Origin of the sequence: Streptomyces sp. NPDC018947 (assembly GCF_044390505.1) — a bacterium.
Lineage (GTDB): Bacteria > Actinomycetota > Actinomycetes > Streptomycetales > Streptomycetaceae > Streptomyces.
The window spans coordinates 335,711-353,915 of record NZ_JBIRZD010000001.1; the positions used below are offsets into that span (position 1 = coordinate 335,711).

Consider the following 18,205-nt stretch of genomic DNA (forward strand, 5'->3'; position numbering starts at 1 on the left):
TTCAGGATTTTCATCCCTGGGTCTTCCGGATGGCTTCGCGAAGCACCTGGCGGTCGTCGAAGGGACGGACCACGCCGGCGATGTCCTGGCCCTGCTCGTGGCCCTTGCCGGCCACCAGTACGGTGTCGCCGGGCCGGGCCCGGGCGACGGCGGCGGCGATGGCCGCGGCCCGGTCCTCGAAGACCTGGACCTCACCGCGCTCGTGCGCGGGCACGGACGCCGCGCCCCGGAGCATGGTGGCGAGGATCGCCAGGGGGTCCTCGGAGCGGGGGTTGTCGGAGGTCAGGACGGCGGTGTCCGCGAACCGGGCCACGGCGGCGCCCATCGGCTCCCGCTTGGTGGTGTCCCGGTCGCCGCCGCAGCCGAGGACCGCGTGCAGCCTGCCCTCGGTCACCTTGCGCAGGGCGCGCAGGACGGACTCGACCGCGTCGGTCTTGTGGGCGTAGTCGACCACCGCGAGGTAGGGCTGGCCCTCGTCCACGCGCTCCAGCCGGCCCGGCACGCCCGGTACGGCCGCGACGCCGTCGGCGGCGGCCTGCGGGTCGAGCCCGGCGGCGGCCAGGGCGACGATCGCGGCGAGGGTGTTCGCCACGTTGAACGGGCCGGCCAGCGGCGACCTGGCGCTGATGCGCTCGCCCTTGGGGCCGGTCACGGTGAACGTCGAGTCCATCGGGCCGACCTGGACGTCCTCGGCGCGCCAGTCGGCGTCGGGGTGCCCCTCGGCGGAGTAGGTGACGACGGGGACCGAGGCCTCCTTGGCGAGGCGGCGGCCGTACTCGTCGTCGGTGTTGACGACCCCGAGCCTGCTGCGCAGCGGCGTGAACAACTGCGCCTTGGCCTGGAAGTAGTCCTCCATGCCGGAGTGGAACTCCATGTGCTCCGGGCTCAGGTTCGTGAACACCGCGATGTCGAAGACGCAGGCGTCGACCCGGCCGAGCACGAGGGCGTGGCTGGAGACCTCCATGGCGACGGCCTCGGTGCCGCGCTCGCGCATCACCGCGAACAGGGCCTGGAGGTCGGTGGCCTCGGGCGTGGTGCGCTCCGACTTGATGCGTTCGTCGCCGATGCGCATCTCGACCGTGCCGATGAGCCCGGTGGTCTTCGCGGTGCGCAGACCGCCCTCGACCAGGTAGGCGGTGGTGGTCTTGCCGGAGGTGCCGGTGATGCCGATCTGGAGGAGGTCGCGGCCGGGGTGGCCGTAGATCGTGGCCGCCAGTTCGCCCATCCGCGCGCGCGGGTCGTCGACGACGAGCGCCGGCAGCCCGGTGGCGGCGACGCGCTCGGCGCCGGCCGGGTCGGTCAGCACGGCGGCCGCGCCGAGGCCGGCGGCCTGGGTGACGAAGTCGGCGCCGTGGGCGCGGGCTCCGGGGAGGGCGGCGTACAGGTCACCGGGGCGGACGGCGCGGGAGTCATGGGTGATGCCCGTGACCCCGGCGGTGCTGTCCGGCGCGGCGACACCGAGCTGATCGGCGAGCTCCGCGAGGGGGGTGGCGGAGACCTGCACCGGCCGGGGCGGTCCCGGGTATGTCACGGGGTGGCCCTTCTGGGTGGATTGGGACTGATCAGCGTGTGGCACGGCGGTGAGCGTACCGGGCTCACCCGCTTGCGGGCTAAATAGGGGCCCGCGTGCGGTGCCGTCCGGCGAGGGCCCGTTCTGGTTCCCGGGATCCGGGGTGATCGTTGTCACGGATGGTTCCTGGTGGCTCGGTGCTGACGCGGTGCGTGGCCGCTGGTGGGGGGTCAGGGCTTGAAGGTGACCGGGAGCCTCGCGGGCGCGGCCCCGGTCGGGGGGACCTGAAGGGTCTTCAGGGCGAACTCCATGACCTGCTTGTAGATGGGGCCGCAGATCTGGCCGCCGAAGTAGCTGCCCGCTGTGGCGTTCTGGATGGCGCAGTAGACGGTGACGCGGGGCTGGTCCGCGGGGGCGAATCCGGCGAAGGAGGAGGTGTAGCCGTGGTACTTGCCCGTGGCCGGATCCACACGGTTGGCCGTGCCCGTCTTGCCGGCCACGCGGTAACCGGGGATGCGCGCCTTGGTGCCGGTGCCCTCCTCGTCGTCCACCACGGACTCCAGCATCTGCGAGAGGGTCTTGGCGGTCTTCTCGCTGACCACACGGGTCTTCTTGGGCTCGGGGGCCGGTGTGAAGCGCCCGTCGGCGTCCTTGGTGCCGCGTACGAGGGTGGGCTCGATGCGTACGCCGCCGTTGGCGATGGTCGAGTACACGGAGGCCGCCTGCAGCGCGTTCACGGAGACGCCCTGGCCGAAAGGAATCGTGTACTGCTGCGAGGTCGACCACTTTCCCGGCGGCGCGAGGATGCCCTTGGTCTCGCCGGGGAAGCCGAGGCCGCTGTAGGCGCCGAGGCCGAACTTGCGCAGGTAGGAGTAGAGGACCTTGTTGGCCTCCGGCTGGGTCTTGCCGAGTTCGCCGGTGGCCAGGATGGTGCCGATGTTGCTGGACTTGGCGAGCACGCCGTTGAGCGTGAGGTACCACGTGGGGTGGTCGATGTCGTCCTTGAACAGCCGGTCGCCGCGGTGCAGCCGGTTGGGGACGGTGACGTGCGTCTGCGGGGTGGCGACGTTCTCCTCCAGCACGGCGGCCATCGACATCAGCTTGGCGGTGGAGCCGGGCTCGAAGGCGTCCTGGAGGGCCGCGTTGCCCAGTGCCGCGGGGTCGGCGTGGGCCAGGTCGCCCGGGTCGAAGCCGGGTGAGTTGGCCATGGCGAGGATCTCGCCGGTGCGGGTGTCCTGGACGATGACGTAGCCGCCGTCCGCCTTGGACTTCTCGACCTGCTGGGAGATGGCGTGCTGCGCGGCCCACTGGATGTCGCGGTCGATGGTCAGCTCGACGTCGCTGCCGGGCACGGCGGGTGTCTCGGTGGTCCCGGCGGTGGGCACCTGGCGGCCGCCGGACTGCGCGTAGCGGATCTTGCCGTCCTCGCCGGCCAGCGTCTTGTCGAGCTGCCGTTCGAGTCCGCCGCCGCCCTCGCCGTCGGCGTTGACCCAGCCGAGGATGCCGGCGGCGAGGTCGCCGCCCGGGTACACGCGCTTGCTGCTGGGGTCGGCGAAGACGCCCGCGAGGACGTTGACCGCGGTCTTGTCGGTCTCCGTCTTCTTGGTCAGGGCGGTCTTCAGGTCCTTGATCTGGTTCCAGACCTGCGGGGTCTGCCGGTGGGCGAGGCGGACGTAGCGCAGTTCCTTGTTCGCGGGGCGCAGCCGCTCGACCAGGTCCTGCTGGTCCACGCCGAGGATCGGGGCGAGGAGCGCCGCCGCCTGCTCGGGGCCGTCGCCGACCTTCAGCCGCTCGCGGGTGAACATCGTGGGGTCGGCCGTGATGTCGTAGGCGTCCACGGTGCTGGCGAGGGCCACGCCGTTGCGGTCGGTGATGCCGCCGCGCTCGGCGGTCAGGGTGTGCACGACGTAGCGGTTCTGCTCGGCCTTGGCGGCGTACGTCCCCGCGTCGACGGCCTGCACCTGGAGGAGGCGTACGACGAAGGCGGCCATCACCAGCGTCAGCGCCAGGCCGATCATGCGCAGGCGGGGCCGCGGGCTGCCCAGCCTGATGGAGCGGGCGGCGGGGGGCCGGGAGGGGCCGGGGCGGCGGACCGGCCGGGCGCCGGGGCCCGGCGGCCGGCGGCCGCCGGGGCGGACGGGCCGCGCGGGTCCGGGCACGCGGCGGCGCGGCGGTTCCCTGTCGGACACTTCCGTCACCTGCCGGGGGTCGGGGTCGGGGTGGCTGCGGCCGTCGAGGCGGGCGGGGCGGTCGGGCCGGTGCCGGCGGACGCCGTCGCGGCCGGACCGGTGGGACCGGTGGGACCGGTGGGACTGGTAGGACCGGTGGGGCCGGCGGACACGGTCGCCGCCGGACCGTTGGCCCCGGTGCCGGGGGTGGCGGTGCCCGGGGTGACGGGGGCGGCCGGCTCGCCCAGTGCCTCGGGGACGAGGACGAGCGGAACGGTGCCGGCCGAGGCGGGCCGGGGCGAGCCCGCGGCGGCCGAGGCCGGCCTGGGCGAACCCTTGACGGTGCCGTCGGGGGCGAGGAAGACGGGGTCCGTGCCGGGCACCATGCCGAGTTCGCGGGCGCGGTGCTGGAGGGCCTGGGGGGCCGAGTAGGTGTCGATGTCCCGCTGGAGGGCCTGCTCCTCGTCGGTGAGGCTCTTCGTCTCCTGCTTGAGGTCCTCCAGCTCGAACGAGCCCTCGCTCAGGGCGGAGTTGAGCACCAGCAGTCCGATGAGGCCGCCGCCCAGCAGCAGGACGACGAGAAGGACGAACGGCGCCCGGGCGGCCTGGCCGCGTCCGCCGCCGGGCGGCAGAAGCCGGGCGAGCCGGGCGGCCCTGCCCTTCAGCTCGGGTTTCCTGCTCACTCGCCCTCCCCTCGGCACGGGCGGCCCCTCCGCACGCGCCTGGCCTGCCTCACTCGACGTCCTCCCTGACGCGTTCGGCGCCGCGCAGCCTCGCCGGCGCGGCCCGCCGGTTCTCGGCGATCTCCTCCTCTGTGGGAAGTTCGGCACCGCGTGTGAGCAGCTTGAGCCGGGGCGCGTAGCGCTCGGGGACCACCGGCAGTCCGGGCGGCGCGGTAGTGGCGGCGCCGGCCGCGAACACCTGCTTGACCAGCCGGTCCTCCAGGGAGTGGTACGACAGCACGGCGATGCGTCCGCCGACGGCGAGCGCCTTGACGGCGGCCGGGATCGCACGTTCCAGGACGGACAGCTCGCCGTTGACCTCGATGCGCAGGGCCTGGAAGGTGCGCTTGGCCGGGTTGCCGCCGGTGCGCTTGGCGGCCTGCGGCAGCGCGGCGCGGATCAGCTCGACCAGCCGGGCGCTGTTGGTGAACGGCTCCTTCTCGCGTTCGCGCACGATGGCGGAGACGATCCGCTTGGCCTGCTTCTCCTCGCCGTACGCCCGCAGGATGCGGACGAGTTCGCCGGGCGGGTAGGTGTTGAGGACCTCGGCGGCGCTCATGCCGGTCGTCTGGTCCATGCGCATGTCGAGCGGGGCGTCCTGGGCGTAGGCGAAGCCCCGGTCGGCCTCGTCGAGCTGCATGGAGGAGACGCCGAGGTCGAACAGCACGCCTTGGACGCGCGGGAGGCCGAGCCGGTCGAGCACGTCGGGCAGCTCGTCGTAGACGGCGTGCACCAGGGTGGCGCGGTCCCCGTACGGGGCGAGCCGCTCGCCGGACAGGCGCAGGGCCTCCTTGTCCCGGTCGAGGGCGACGAGCCTCGCCTCGGGGAAGCGGTCGAGCAGCGCCTGGCTGTGCCCGCCGAGCCCGAGGGTGCAGTCCACCACCACGGCGCCCGGTGCCTCCAGGGCGGGCGCCAGCAGGTCCAGGCACCGCTGGAGCATCACCGGGACGTGTCGACTCTGACTCAAGTGGGGCGGCCTCTCGGGTCCGGCACGGCGTCACGCACTGCCGGGTCCCCTCCCGCTCGCTCGTGAAGGGGGGCCTGCCGGCGCCGGAAGCGTCAGCCGGCCAGGAGCAGGGAGGAGGCCGAGCCGTACGTACGCGCCGCGCACGTGGGGAGATCCGGGGGATCGTCGCCCGGGTCTCCGTGGTGTTCAGTCCAGCGGGGAGAGCCTCGCCTCCCGCTTCGCGTCACTTTAGTCCACCGTGTCGCCCGGTCAATCAACCGGCCTGCGCGTCGCGGGCGCCGGCCCGCGCAAACCGTTTCAGCAGGGCATTTCACCCGTACGGGGCCGTCCTCACGCCCTGTGGATTGGCTCACAACAAGCCGTGATGCCGTTCTTTGTCCCCCTTCACAGCGGGCTGCGGCCGCGCGTGACCAGTAACGTCATTCTTATGACGACTTCCGCATCGGTTCCCGCAGGTTCAGATTCCGCCATCAAGGACGCCACCGTCACCGACCGGCTCGTCGAGGCGAACGCGCACTATGCCGAAGCGTTCAGCGACCCGGGGATGGACGCCCGCCCCGTGCAGCGCGTCGCCGTCGTGGCCTGCATGGACGCCCGCCTCGACCTGCACGCCGCCCTCGGCCTGAAGCTCGGTGACTGCCACACCATCCGCAACGCGGGCGGTGTCGTCACCGACGACGTGATCCGCTCCCTCACCATCAGCCAGCGCGCGCTCGGCACCCGCAGTGTGGTCCTGATCCACCACACCAACTGCGGAATGGAGTCCATCACCGAGGAGTTCCGGCACGACCTGGAACTCGAGGTCGGCCAGCGTCCGGCGTGGGCCGTGGAGTCCTTCCGGGACGTCCAGCAGGACGTCCGGCAGTCGATCGAGCGGGTGCGGACCTCGCCGTTCCTGCTGCACACCGAGGACGTGCGTGGTTTCGTCTTCGACGTGAAGACGGGCCGCCTGAGCGAGGTCTCCCCCGCCTGACCCGGCCGTGCCGCGGCCGTCTCCGCCCTGCCGCGTCCCCACCGTCCGGTCATAAGACCCGACATATCGGGGGCAGTTGTCCACAGGCGAGTGACACGAATCGGTAACGGCGGCAAGAATGCGGGAAAGCGGTGTCGCGCGGAACTGTTTCCGCGCGGCACCCGTGGTTCGGGGTGGGCCGGCCCGCTGTTCGGGGCGGGTCCGGAATGCTGGGGTACCCCTCGCTTCCCGAGGGAGCGCGGGGCAAGGCCGAGGAGGGCCGGGTGACGACCTATGACGATCGAGCGAGCCTCACTGATCTGACCGCTGTGGTCGAGCGGGTGCGCGGTTCGGTGGAAGGCGTGATCGAGGGAAAGCCCGAGGTCGTACGGCTCTCGCTGACCGTGCTGCTCGCCGAGGGACACCTGCTGATCGAGGACGTCCCGGGAGTCGGCAAGACCATGCTGGCCAAGGCGCTGGCCCGGTCGATCGACTGTTCCGTGCGGCGCATCCAGTTCACGCCGGACCTGTTGCCCTCGGACATCACGGGGGTGTCCATCTGGGACCAGCAGCGCCGCGACTTCGAGTTCAAACCGGGCGCGATCTTCGCGCAGGTGGTCATCGGGGACGAGATCAACCGCGCCTCGCCGAAGACGCAGTCGGCGCTGCTGGAGTCGATGGAGGAGCGCCAGGTCACCATCGACGGGCAGACCTATGAGCTGCCCAGCCCCTTCATGGTGGTGGCGACGCAGAACCCGGTCGAGATGGAGGGCACCTACCCGCTGCCCGAGGCCCAGCGCGACCGTTTCATGGCCCGTGTGTCCATCGGCTATCCCAGCCCGGACGCCGAGCTGCAGATGCTCGACGTGCACGGCGGGGTGAACCCGCTGGACGACCTCCAGCCGGTGGCGCACGCGGACGAGATCCTCAAGCTGATCGAGGCGGTGCGGGGCGTCCACGTCGCCGACCCGGTCCGGCGCTACGCGGTGGACCTGGTGGCCGCCACCCGGACCCACCCGGACCTCAGACTCGGCGCCTCACCGCGCGCCACGCTGCACCTGCTGCGCGCGGCGAAGGCGTCCGCGGCCCTGAGCGGCCGGGAGTACGCGCTGCCGGACGACGTGCAGGCCCTCGCGGTCGCCGTCCTGGCGCACCGCCTGCTGCCCACCGCCCAGGCCCAGCTCAACCGGCGCACCTCCGAGCAGGTCGTCCAGGAGATCCTTCAGCGCACCCCGGTGCCCTCGGCGCCGCAGCAGACCGGCCTCGGCATGGGTCGCGGCGGGCCGGCGTACGGTCAGCAGCCGCCGCGGAGGCTCTGATGGACGCCGGGGGGCCGGGCCCCGCGCCGACGGAGCGCGGGGGGACCGGCGGTGTCCGCACCGCCCTTGCGGGCCTGACCACCCGCGGCCGCTCCTTCCTCGCGGCCGGTGTCGCCGCCGCGATCTGCGCCTACGTCCTCGGGCAGAGCGACCTGCTGCGCGTCGGCCTGCTGCTGGGCGTCCTGCCGCTGGTCTGCGCGACCGTTCTGTACCGCACGCGCTACCAGGTGGCGGGCAGCCGCCGGCTCTCCCCCGGGCGCGTGCCCGCGGGCAGCGAGGCCCGGGTCCATCTGCGCGTCGACAACGTCTCGCGGCTGCCCACCGGTCTGCTGATGCTCCAGGACCGGGTGCCGTACGTGCTCGGGCCGCGCCCCCGTTTCGTGCTCGACCGGGTCGAGCCGGGCGGCCGCCGGGAGGTGTCGTACCGGGTCCGTTCCGACCTGCGCGGCCGCTATCCGCTCGGCCCGCTCCAGTTGCGCCTGACCGATCCGTTCGGCATGTGCGAGCTGACCCGGTCCTTCTCCACGTACGACGACCTCACCGTCATCCCGCGCGTGGAGCCGCTGCCGCCGGTGCGGCTGAGCGGGGAGGCGAAGGGGTACGGGGAGGGGCGGCAGCGCTCGCTCGCGCTGGCGGGCGACGACGACGTGATCCCGCGCGGGTACCGCTACGGCGACGACCTGCGCCGCGTGCACTGGCGCTCCACCGCGCGCCACGGGGAGCTGATGGTGCGCCGGGAGGAGCAGCCGCAGCGCGCCCGGTGCACGGTGCTGCTGGACACGCGCCGCCCGGCCTTCGAGGGCGCGGGCCCCGACTCGGCCTTCGAGTGGGCGGTGTCGGGCGCGGCGTCCGTGCTGGTGCACATGCTGGAGCGGGGCTTCTCCGTCCGGCTGCTCACCGACACCGGCGACTCGGTGCCCGGCGAGGGCGCCGACGGGTTCGCGGGCGTGAGCCAGGGGACGGACGAAACGGCCGGGCTGATGATGGACACCCTCGCCGTGATCGGGCACTCCGACGGCACGGGCCTGTCCCGGGCCTACGACGTGCTGCGCGGCGGGAACGACGGACTGCTGGTGGCGTTCTTCGGCGATCTGGACGAGGAACAGGCCGCGGTGGCCGCACGGATGCGGCAGCGCAGCGGCGGCGCGGTCGCCTTCGTGCTGGACAGCCGGACCTGGCGGCGGGAACCGTCCGACGCGCCGGGCCCGTCGGACGGTGGCGGGGAGCGGCTGCGGCTGCTGCGCGAGGCGGGGTGGACCGCCGTGAGCGTGCCCCGGGGCGCCGGCCTGGAGGAACTGTGGCGTCTGGCGGACCGCGAGCGCACCGGCCTCACGGCCATGAACGGCGGGGAGGGCGGATGGTGAGGCGACGGACACGGCAGACGCCGCCGCGTCCCCTGAGCGGTCACGCCCGGCCCGCCCCCCGGCTCACGGACCGGCGGCACACCGGTCTCACGGCCGTCGACGGCGGGGAGGGCGGATGGTGAGCCGGCGGACACGGCAGGTGCCGCCGCGCGGCCGGGCGGCCGCACGCGGGCCACGTCGCCGCGCGGAACGGGAGACCGGCCGTCCCGCGACGGTGCGTCACGGGGAGGGTGCGCGATGAGCGGACAGGCACGGCTGGTGCTGTGGGCGTGGGGCGCCACGATGATGGCGGCGTGCGCGCTGCTGCCCCTGGTCGACCCGGCCTTCTGGATCATCCAGGCGGCGATCATGCTGGCGGTTCAGTCGGGGGTGGGCGCGGCGGCCCGCCGCATCCCGCTGGCCCGGCCGCTGACCGTCGCCGCGCAGGCCCTGACCGGGCTGGTGCTGCTGACCCTGGCCTTCTGCCGTCAGCAGGCCGTCGCCGGACTGATCCCGGGCCCCGAGGCCTTCCGGCACTTCGCCGAGCTGCTGCGCCAGGGCGGCGACGACATCGCGCGGTACGCGATCCCCGCGCCGCTGGAGTCCGACGGCATCCGTCTGATGCTGGTCGGCGGGGTGCTGGTGATCGGACTGCTGGTGGACACCCTCGCGGTGACCTTCCGCAGCGCCGCCCCCGCCGGGCTGCCGTTGCTCGCCCTGTACTCGGTGGCCGCGGGGCTGTCCGACGGCGGTGCCGACTGGCTGTGGTTCCTGATCGCCGCGGCGGGCTATCTGATGCTGCTGCTGGCCGAGGGCCGCGACCGGCTGTCGCAGTGGGGCAGGGTCTTCGGCGGTGCGCCGCGCTTCCCCGGCGAGAGCCGCGGTGCGGTGACCCCGGTCCGCACCGGGCGCAGGATCGGTGCGTTCGCGCTGGGCCTGGCCCTGGTGGTGCCCCTCGCGCTGCCCGCGATGGACGGCGGTCTGCTGGATCCCGCCGGGACCGGCGTCGGCTCGGGGAACGGGCGCGGAGGGACGATCTCCGCGGTGAACCCGCTGGTCTCCCTGCGGGACAGTCTCAACGTCGACGAGGACCGCCAGGTCCTGTCCGTCCGGACCGACTCCTCCGACATATCGAACCTGTACCTGCGGATCGTTTCCCTGGACGACTTCGACGGCAGCACCTGGAAGCCGTCCAAGCGGCAGATCACCGCAGTGCCGGAGGGGCCGTTCCCGACGCCGGTCGGCCTCGGCCCCGACATCGAGCGCGCGCAGACCGAGACCACGATCTCGGCCGCGGACTGGTACGCCCAGGACTGGCTGCCGATGCCGTACCCGCCGAGCGGAGTCCGGGTCGACGGCAACTGGCGCTACGAACCCGTCGGCATGACGCTGGTCGGCGACCACGGCCAGAACACGCGCGGGCTGACGTACGAGGTGCGCAGCCTGGACGTGCAGCCGACGGCCGAGCAGCTCGCCTCGGCGCCCCGGCCGCCGGAGGCCCTGCTGCGCGAGTACACCGAGCTGCCCGAGTCGCTCCCGGCGGTCGTGTCACGCACGGCCCGGGAGGTGACCGAGGGGGCGGCGAACTCCTACGAGCGGGCGGTCAGGCTCCAGGAGTACTTCGCGGTCAACGGCCGCTTCCAGTACGACACCGAAGTGTGGGTCGGCAGCGGTAAGCAGGCGATCGCCCGTTTCCTCAGGGACAAGCGGGGTTTCTGCGTCCACTTCTCCTTCGCCATGGCGGCGATGGCCCGCTCGCTGGACATTCCGGCACGGGTCGCGGTCGGGTTCGCGCCGGGCTCCCCGCAGGCGGACGGTTCGGTGTCGGTGGGGCTGCGCGACGCGCACGCCTGGCCCGAGCTGTACTTCGAGGGCGTGGGCTGGACCCGCTTCGAGCCCACGCCGACCCGTGGCTCGATCCCCTCCTACACGGTGGAGGACACACCGGGCACCAACGTGCCGGACCCCGCGCTGCCCTCCCGGGGCACGACGACGGAGCCCTCGGCGGCGCCCTCGGTGAGCGAGGGCTGCACGCCCCAGCAGAAGAAGCTGGACGCCTGCCCGAGCGAGTCCGCGGCGGCGGTGCCGGTGACAAAGGACGACGGGCCCCGGTGGTACGCGGCCCTGGCCTGGGCGCTGGGCGGGCTGGCGGTGCTGCTGCTGCCGCTGGCGCCGATGCTGTGGCGGGTGCGGATCCGGTCGGTACGGCTGGGGGCGCACGGCCGCGCCGAGGGGGACGCGGTGCCGCACGTCCTGGCGGTCTGGGAGGAGCTGACCGACACGGCGTGGGACTTCGGTGTCCCGCCGGACGCGTCGCGGACACCGCGCGGGGCCGCGGCCCGGATCGTCCGGCTGGGCCGGCTCGATCCGACCGCCGAGGCGGCGGCGCACCGGGTGGCGGACGCGGTGGAACAGGTCCTCTACGCGCCCCGCCCCCGTCCCGCGGCGGGCCTCGCGGAGGACGTGCACCGCGTCCGCGCCGGGCTGCGGGCCTCGGTCAGCGGGAAGAGCCGACTGCGCGCACGGTTCGCCCCGCGTTCCGCCATTCGGGTGACATGGATGCTCTCGGCCCGCTGGTCGGCCCTCGAGCAACGCCTCTCGTCAGCCCGACCGACCCTGCGGAAACCGTCGGGGCAGCGGGGCTGAGCCCCTTCGCCCACAGAGGCGGCGGCCGGCACCGGGCCCGGCGCCGCCTCACCGCTTGGCCGGCCGCCCGGCCGGGCTCGGAACGACACCGCGGGCCGCAGGGCTCACCCGGGCCAGAGCCGTTGAGGGCCGACCCTGCCCGGGCCGTGGGGCACCTCGGACCCACCGGGGTCACCGGGTGCCGGGCCGGACCGAGGGAGACCTTGTCGGCCGTGGACCCCGACCGGTTCACCGGCTGCCGAGGCCGGACCGGGGAAGACCTCGTCGGCCGTGGCCCCCGACCGGTTCACCGGCTGCCGAGGCCGGACCGGGGAAGACCTCGTCGGCCAGGGGTCCGCCGGGCCACCGGACGTCGAACCCAGCCGGGAGCATCCGAGCCGAGGCCGCCGGGCCTTGCCTGGCCGGATGGAGTCGGCCGCCGGACCCCCTCCCTCGCCCGGCGGGCGCGCATGCGTGAGGGGGACCACCGGCTCGGTGGTCCCCCTCACGGGACTGTCCTGGTGAGCGGAGCGCCTAGTGGCCGCCGCCCTGCTGCTCGTCCCGGCGCCGCTGCCAGCGCTCCTCGATGCGGTCCATCACGGAGCGTTTCTGCCGCGCCTGTCGGCGTGCCTGTGGTCCTGCGCCGGGGGCCGACTGCTCGCCCGGCTTGGGGGCCTTGCGCCAGCCGGTCACGGCGAGGACCGCGCAGCCCAGCATGACGAGGAACCCCACCACGCTGAGCCAGACCTGCTTGGCGACCATACCGGCCATGAGGAGCGCAATTCCCACGAGGAAGCCCGCGACCGCCTGGTAGACCCGCCGCCGGGTGTACGTACGCAGCCCGCTTCCCTCGAGCGCCGACGCGAACTTGGGATCTTCGGCGTACAGCGCTCGCTCCATCTGCTCGAGCATGCGCTGCTCGTGCTCCGAGAGCGGCACGGAGTCCTCCTCATCGTGCAGTCGCCGGGGCGACCCGGGGGGTCCCTTCAGGATAGGCAGGGAATCGCCCCCGTGAAACCCGCCCCTCTACGCCAATTGGCCAACCGGTGCCCGTCATGGCCACGCCGGCTCGCTGAAGGTCCCTTTCCCCAGCGACCGGCCCGTCATGCCGAGCGGTCTCCCTCGATCATACGGCGCCGGGCCCCCGTTCGGGGGGCCTGTGGCGTACTCCATCTGCGGCGGCGCCCCTGATCAGGGGCCTGCCCCGCGTGCCGGCTCTCAGGCCCCTTGCGTCTCTCCGGTCTCACCGAGCACATGGAGCTGGGTCGCCACCGAGTGGAAGGCGGCGAGCTCGGCCGCCGCGGCCTCCAGCGCGAGCAGCGCGTCGAGGGCGCCGGGCTCGGTGTCCACCAGCGCCCCGGGGACCAGGTCGGCGAAGACCCGCACCCCGTGCACGGCACCGACCCGCAGTCCCGCGTCCTCGACCAGCCCTGTGAGCTGCTGCGCGGTGAACCGGCGCGGCATCGGGTCCCCCGTGCCCCAGCGGCCGTCCGGGTCGCCGAGCGCCTGCCGGGCCTCCGTGAAGTGGCCGGCGAGGGCCCGCGCGAGCACGGCGCCGCCGAGACCGGCGGCGAGCAGGCTGAGGACGCCGTCGGCGCGCAGGGCGGCCACCGCGTTGCGCACGCCTTCCGCCGGGTCGTCCACGTACTCCAGGACTCCGTGGCACAGCACCACGTCGTAGCCGCCGGGCTCCACGACCTCGAAGAGGCCGTGGACGTCGCCCTGGACGCCCCGCACCCGGTCGGCGACCTCGGCCTCGGCGGCCCGGCGCTCCAGGGCGAAGAGCGCGTTGGGGCTGGGGTCGACGACGGTGACGCGGTGGCCGAGGCGGGCCAGGGGCACCGCGAAGTTGCCGCTGCCGCCGCCGGTGTCCAGGACGTCCAGTGCCTGGCGGCCCGTGGCCTTCACGCGGCGGTCCAGGGCCTCCTGAAGGACCTCCCAGACCACGGCGGTACGAAGTGCGGCGCGGGACCGAGCGGGCTCGGGGCGCGGCGACGCCGTGTGAGGGCGGTGGGGGGAGGCGGGCGGGCGCATCGGGTCCGACACGGCAGTTGACTCCTCGGCGCGGCACCGCCTCGGGCACGGGCGGAGCGAACGGGCTGCCTGCCCGGCGCGGATGCGGGAAAGGGCAGGCTTTCAGGCTTCTCCCACCCTATTGCCTCCCGTGTCCCGGCCGGTCACTCCGGGTGCCCCGCCGTGGCAGGGGGCCGGGCGGGGCGGACCGGAGCGGCCGGGGCGCCTCATCCCGCGTCCGGCACCGGGGCCCCACCGCCCGTCTCCGGGTCGTCCGCGCCGGGGCGGGGCTGGGGCAGGACCGGCTGGAGGACGAGCATCCGCTCCACGATGCGCAGGAACATCGTCACGTCCCGTATCAGGTCGTCGGCGTCCCTGGTTCCGGCCGCGCCCTGGATGCCCGCCTCGGCGCGTGCCCGGCGCCGGGCGCCCGCGGCGAACAGCGCGCTCCAGTCGGAGAGCTCGGGCGCGATCTCGGGGAGCACCTCCCAGGCACTGCGGATGCGGGCGCGGGCCCGTGGGGTGGCCTCCGGGCGGCCGCGGGCCGCGAGGACCGCGGCGGCGGTGCGCAGGGCCGCGAGGTGGGCGGTCGCGTACCGCTCGTTCGGCGTCTCGAGGACGGCGGCCTCCTCCAGTCCGGCACGGGCCTGGGCGAGCAGGCCGAGGGCGGCGGGCGGGGCGGTGGTCCGGCGCAGCACGGGATGCACGTCGCTCGCCGGGCCGGTCAGTGAGGGGGCAGGGCCGGCTGCGCGGTGCCGCCGGGCGGCGGCTGCGGACGAGTGGGCCATGACGATCCTCCTGTCGTCTCCGTGACGGCACTGTGGCCGTATGTGCCCATCGTGCGGTATGCCACTGACAATCCGTTCTGACCTGCATTTTTGATGCGAGCACACGTTCGGTACGGGAAGGGCGACGGGGCCCTGCGGTGCACCGGGCGGGACGGGTGCTGTGAGAATCGGGGCCATGGAAAGCAGCAGCACCGCCTCACGGGGCGGCGGCCGTCGCGAGGCCACCCGGCAGAAGCTCTACGAGGCAGCGGTCACCCTCATCGCCGAGCAGGGCTTCTCCGCCACCACCGTGGACGAGATCGCCGAGCGCGCCGGAGTGGCGAAGGGCACGGTCTACTACAACTTCGCCAGCAAGTCCGTCCTCTTCGAAGAACTGCTGCGGCACGGGGTCGGGCTGCTCACGGCATCGCTCCGGGAGGCCGCCGAGGGGGCGGCGCGAGAGGGCCTCGGCAGGGTCGACGCGCTGGACGCGATGATCCGCGCGGGGCTCGTCTTCATCGACCGCTATCCCGCGTTCACCCAGCTCTACGTGGCGGAGCTGTGGCGCACCAACCGCGCCTGGCAGTCCACGCTGCTGGTGGTCCGTCAGGAGGCCGTCGCCGTGGTGGAGGGGGTGCTGCGCGAGGGCGTGGAGAGCGGGGAGTTCAGCGACGAGATCGACGTCCCGCTGACCGCCGCCGCGCTGGTCGGCATGGTCCTGGTGGCCGCGCTGGACTGGAAGTCGTTCCAGCCGGAGCGCTCCCTCGACGACGTGCACGCGGCCCTGTCACGGTTGTTGCAGGGCCGGGTGAGCGGCCGGGGCTGAGACGCGGGCCGCAACGGAGAACGCCGGTCCGCGGCGGCCGCGTCTCCCCGCGGGCCACCGTAGGACCGGCGCCTTTCCTGCTCCCCGTACGTCCCCCCGCGGGGCCCCCGTTCTCGGTCGTCCCCCGGGTCTCCCCCGTGCCTCGCTCCCGCCGGCCGCGGCCGGCGGAAGGAGCGGATCGTGGGCCCGGCTCCGTTCCGGCGCCCCGTGTCGCCGGTGCCGGAGCCGTGCCCCTCTCCGTTGCCCCCACTCTCTCGTTCGCGCAGGTCGGGCCCCATCCGCACGGGTACTCATCTCGCGTACTAGGTACGGATACTCAGCCCTGCGCACGCGTGCCCACCGGTGCGCGGCGCCGCGCGGTCACCCGCGCGCCCGTCCGGATACTCAGGGGCCCGCCGGCGGTACGGGGTCCCGGGTCCGCCCGCGGGCCGCTCCCTCGGCCCCTCGGCCCGGTTCGCCGGTGGCGGCGGATAAAGTCCCTGGCATGGCACGGATTGCGGTGATCGGCGCCGGGATGGGCGCGATGGCGGCCGCCGCCCGGCTGGCCGTCGCGGGCCACCGGGTGGCGGTGTACGAGCGGACGGAGACGTACGGCGGGGCGGTGCGCCGCTTCGAGCGGGACGGTTTCTCCTTCGACACCGGTCCCGGCCTGCTGCCGCTGCCCGCGGTCTGGCGCGACCTGTTCGTCAAGACCGGCAAGGAGCCGCTGGAGTCCTGCGTCGAGCTGGTCCAGGTCGACCCGTCGTCACGGCACGTGTTCGCGGACGGCACGGAGGTCTCGCTGCCGAACGCGTCACGGGCGGGCGTGGTCGCCGCGCTGGACGAGGCGCTGGGCGCGCCCGCCGGGCAGCGGTGGGGGGACTTCCTGGTGCGGGCCCGGGAGGCCTGGGACCGCACGCGCAGGCCGCTCCTCGAGGAGCCGCTGTGGTCCGACTGGCGGGTGCTGGCCGAGCGCGAGCCCTACCCGGCCGTCCCGCACAAGCGGCTGCTGCGCACCCGCCGCGCCGGCACGCTCGCCGAGGTCGGCGCCTGGGAGCTGCGGGACCCCCGGCTCGTCGCCCTGCTGGAGAGCCACGCGCTCGCGTACGGCCTCGATCCGCGGACCGTCCCCGCCAACGCGGCCGTGCTGCCGTACATGGAGCACGCCTTCGGCATGTGGTGTCCGCGCGGCGGGCTGCGGGAGCTGGCGCGGGCGGTGTACGAGAGGTGCCGGGCCCGCCGGGTCGAGTTCCGCTTCGGCACCGAGGTCACCGGGCTCGTCGAGAAGGACGGCGGGGTGGCGGGCGTGGAGCTGGCCGGCGGGGAGGTGGCCGAGGCCGAGTTCGTGGTCGCCGGTGTCGCCCCCGAGGTGCTGGACCGCGTCGCCGGCGGCACGGCGCCGCGCGGTGAGGCCGGGGTCCCGCCGCAGCGCGGGGCGGCGAGCCGGATCACGGTGCTGCTGGCGCTGCGCGGCGCCCGTCCGCGGGGCACGGCACACCGGACGGTGGTCCACGCGCCCGACCGCGAGGGGGAGTTGGACGCGCTGTTCGGTGCCACGCCCACTGTGTCCGCCCGTCCGACCGTGACGGTCCTGCGGCCCGACGATCCCGCGCTGGTCCCCGGCCCGGACCACGAGGCGGTGTCGCTCACCTCGGTGGTGCCGGCGGGCGTGGGCGCGCAGGGCCACGCCGAGAACCTGATCGCCGTCGCCGAACGCGCGATTCCGGACCTGCGCGACCGCCTCCTGTGGCACGAGGTGCGCACCCCGGCCGACATCGCGGCGGAGACCGGCGCGGCGGGCGGCGCGGTGCCGGCCCCGGCGCTGGCGGCTGCCGGGGGCAGGCTGCTGCACCCGGCCAACAGCACGCGCGTGGCGGGGCTGTTCACCGTGGGCGGCTGGTCCCATCCCGGAGGCGGTCTGCCGCACGCCGGGATGTCGGGGGCGCTGGTCGCCGGACTCGTCGTGGAGGGACCCGAGTTCCGGGGCTCGCAGTGAGCGGCGGGCCCGTCGCCGGGCCCGCGCGCCGTCAGTAGCGGTACTGCTCGTCGTATCCCTGGTTCGGGCCCTGCGGCCGGCCGTCGTCCTGGTACGGATACGTCTGCTCCGGCGGGAGTTCACCGCCGTAGGGGTCGTCGGCGCTGCGCTGCTGCGGCACCCACACCCCGCCGGGCGGCGTCTCGGCCGGGTGGCCGCCGGCCGTACCGGTGGCGTACATGCCCTGGTCGTAGGCCTGCGCGGGGTACTGCTGGGTACCGGCGGTGTCGTAGCCACCGGTGTCGTACGAGCCGCCGCCGTAGGTGCCGATGTAGGGGTCGGAGTAGGCGGCGTACTGCTGGCCCGTGTCGTAGCCGTAGCCCTGCTGGCCGTATTCGGAGTAGCCGTATCCGTGGGACGACGGGTCGGCGGCCGGCGCGGCCGGTGCCTGCTCCTCGTGCCCGGGGCCCGGGTCGCCGTACACGCCGTAGGAACCGGTGTCGTCGGGCATGGGCTGCGGTTCGTAGACGGCGGTGGTCTCCGCGGCCGTGGGGTCCGCGGGCCGGGCGGGGGTGAAGACGTCGTCGCGGTCGTAGTCGTCGTGGCCGAAGTCGCCGTACGGGGTGTTGCCGTGGTCCTGCGGGCGGTCGTCGTAGGCGCCGGGGAGGGCGTCGCCCGCCTCCAGGCCGGAGACCTCCAACGTCGGTTCCTGGCGGCCGCGTTCGGGGCGCCGGCGCTTGCTGCCGACGAGGCCCGCAGGGGCGTTGACCGCCCATCCGGCCTCGAAGCCGCGGCGGAACGACAGCGTCACGTACGTCTGGCCGACGGCGAAGGCGGCGGCGCCCAGTCCGATGACGAGCACGTTGGACATCAGCACGCCGGCCACGACGCCGGCGAATCCGCCGAAGGCGAGCAGCCGCCAGCGCAGCCGCGCCTTGTACTGCAGCAGCACCTCGCCCAGCAGCCACAGCGCGACGATGCCGAACGCGATGTAGAGGACCGTCCAGCCCATGTACGCCCCTCTCCCAGTGGCCGCTAC

General features: G+C 74.2%; 14 protein-coding genes. 6 read left to right on the plus strand and 8 right to left on the minus strand.

What is annotated here, in order from left to right; genetic code table 11:
- Positions 1-10: 10 nt before the first annotated feature.
- From ACH499_RS01525 to rsmH, 4 genes are all read right to left on the minus strand, one after another.
- On the minus strand, positions 11-1,531 hold the full coding sequence (locus ACH499_RS01525; RefSeq protein ID WP_399013170.1) for a UDP-N-acetylmuramoyl-L-alanyl-D-glutamate--2,6-diaminopimelate ligase: 1,521 nt from the start codon (positions 1,529-1,531) through the stop codon (positions 11-13).
- A 209-nt stretch (positions 1,532-1,740) separates the two neighbouring features.
- A complete protein-coding gene (locus tag ACH499_RS01530; RefSeq protein WP_399013172.1) occupies positions 1,741-3,708 on the minus strand; it encodes a peptidoglycan D,D-transpeptidase FtsI family protein in 1,968 nt (655 codons plus the stop codon).
- Positions 3,705-4,361, minus strand: a complete 657-nt coding sequence (locus ACH499_RS01535; RefSeq protein WP_399013174.1) for a septum formation initiator family protein — start codon at positions 4,359-4,361, stop codon at positions 3,705-3,707. Before ACH499_RS01535 ends, ACH499_RS01530 begins: the two co-directional genes overlap by 4 nt.
- Before the next feature lie 49 nt (positions 4,362-4,410).
- Positions 4,411-5,367, minus strand: a complete 957-nt coding sequence (rsmH, locus tag ACH499_RS01540) for a 16S rRNA (cytosine(1402)-N(4))-methyltransferase RsmH (protein ID WP_399013176.1) — start codon at positions 5,365-5,367, stop codon at positions 4,411-4,413.
- A gap of 427 nt (positions 5,368-5,794) precedes the next feature.
- Here rsmH and ACH499_RS01545 point away from each other — a divergent pair, with 427 nt between their 5' ends.
- The 4 genes from ACH499_RS01545 (at position 5,795) to ACH499_RS01560 (ending at position 11,627) form a co-directional block, all read left to right on the plus strand.
- Positions 5,795-6,340, plus strand: coding sequence for a carbonic anhydrase (locus tag ACH499_RS01545; RefSeq protein ID WP_356200134.1), 546 nt, complete (start codon positions 5,795-5,797; stop codon positions 6,338-6,340).
- A gap of 263 nt (positions 6,341-6,603) precedes the next feature.
- A complete protein-coding gene (locus ACH499_RS01550) occupies positions 6,604-7,638 on the plus strand; it encodes an AAA family ATPase (protein WP_399013177.1) in 1,035 nt (344 codons plus the stop codon).
- Positions 7,638-9,002, plus strand: coding sequence for a DUF58 domain-containing protein (locus ACH499_RS01555; protein ID WP_399013179.1), 1,365 nt, complete (start codon positions 7,638-7,640; stop codon positions 9,000-9,002). The genes ACH499_RS01550 and ACH499_RS01555 overlap by 1 nt, the downstream gene beginning before the upstream one ends.
- 237 nt (positions 9,003-9,239) lie before the next feature.
- Positions 9,240-11,627, plus strand: a complete 2,388-nt coding sequence (locus tag ACH499_RS01560; RefSeq protein WP_399013181.1) for a DUF3488 and DUF4129 domain-containing transglutaminase family protein — start codon at positions 9,240-9,242, stop codon at positions 11,625-11,627.
- A gap of 513 nt (positions 11,628-12,140) precedes the next feature.
- Here ACH499_RS01560 and ACH499_RS01565 read toward each other — a convergent pair.
- From ACH499_RS01565 to ACH499_RS01575, 3 genes are all read right to left on the minus strand, one after another.
- Positions 12,141-12,545 (minus strand): DUF3040 domain-containing protein, encoded by a 405-nt coding sequence (locus tag ACH499_RS01565; protein ID WP_399013182.1) that lies wholly within the window; start codon positions 12,543-12,545, stop codon positions 12,141-12,143.
- A gap of 279 nt (positions 12,546-12,824) precedes the next feature.
- A complete protein-coding gene (locus tag ACH499_RS01570) occupies positions 12,825-13,652 on the minus strand; it encodes a methyltransferase (RefSeq protein WP_356200144.1) in 828 nt (275 codons plus the stop codon).
- A 194-nt stretch (positions 13,653-13,846) separates the two neighbouring features.
- Positions 13,847-14,407 (minus strand): SAV_6107 family HEPN domain-containing protein, encoded by a 561-nt coding sequence (locus tag ACH499_RS01575; protein ID WP_356200146.1) that lies wholly within the window; start codon positions 14,405-14,407, stop codon positions 13,847-13,849.
- Between the two features lie 175 nt (positions 14,408-14,582).
- Here ACH499_RS01575 and ACH499_RS01580 point away from each other — a divergent pair, with 175 nt between their 5' ends.
- Positions 14,583-15,212, plus strand: a complete 630-nt coding sequence (locus tag ACH499_RS01580; RefSeq protein WP_356200147.1) for a TetR/AcrR family transcriptional regulator — start codon at positions 14,583-14,585, stop codon at positions 15,210-15,212.
- Positions 15,213-15,696: 484 nt separating this feature from the next.
- A complete protein-coding gene (locus ACH499_RS01585; protein WP_399013184.1) occupies positions 15,697-17,187 on the plus strand; it encodes a phytoene desaturase family protein in 1,491 nt (496 codons plus the stop codon).
- A 31-nt stretch (positions 17,188-17,218) separates the two neighbouring features.
- On the opposite strand, the gene ACH499_RS01590 is transcribed toward ACH499_RS01585, so the two are convergent.
- Positions 17,219-18,178, minus strand: a complete 960-nt coding sequence (locus ACH499_RS01590) for a hypothetical protein (RefSeq protein WP_399013185.1) — start codon at positions 18,176-18,178, stop codon at positions 17,219-17,221.
- Positions 18,179-18,205: the final 27 nt, after the last annotated feature.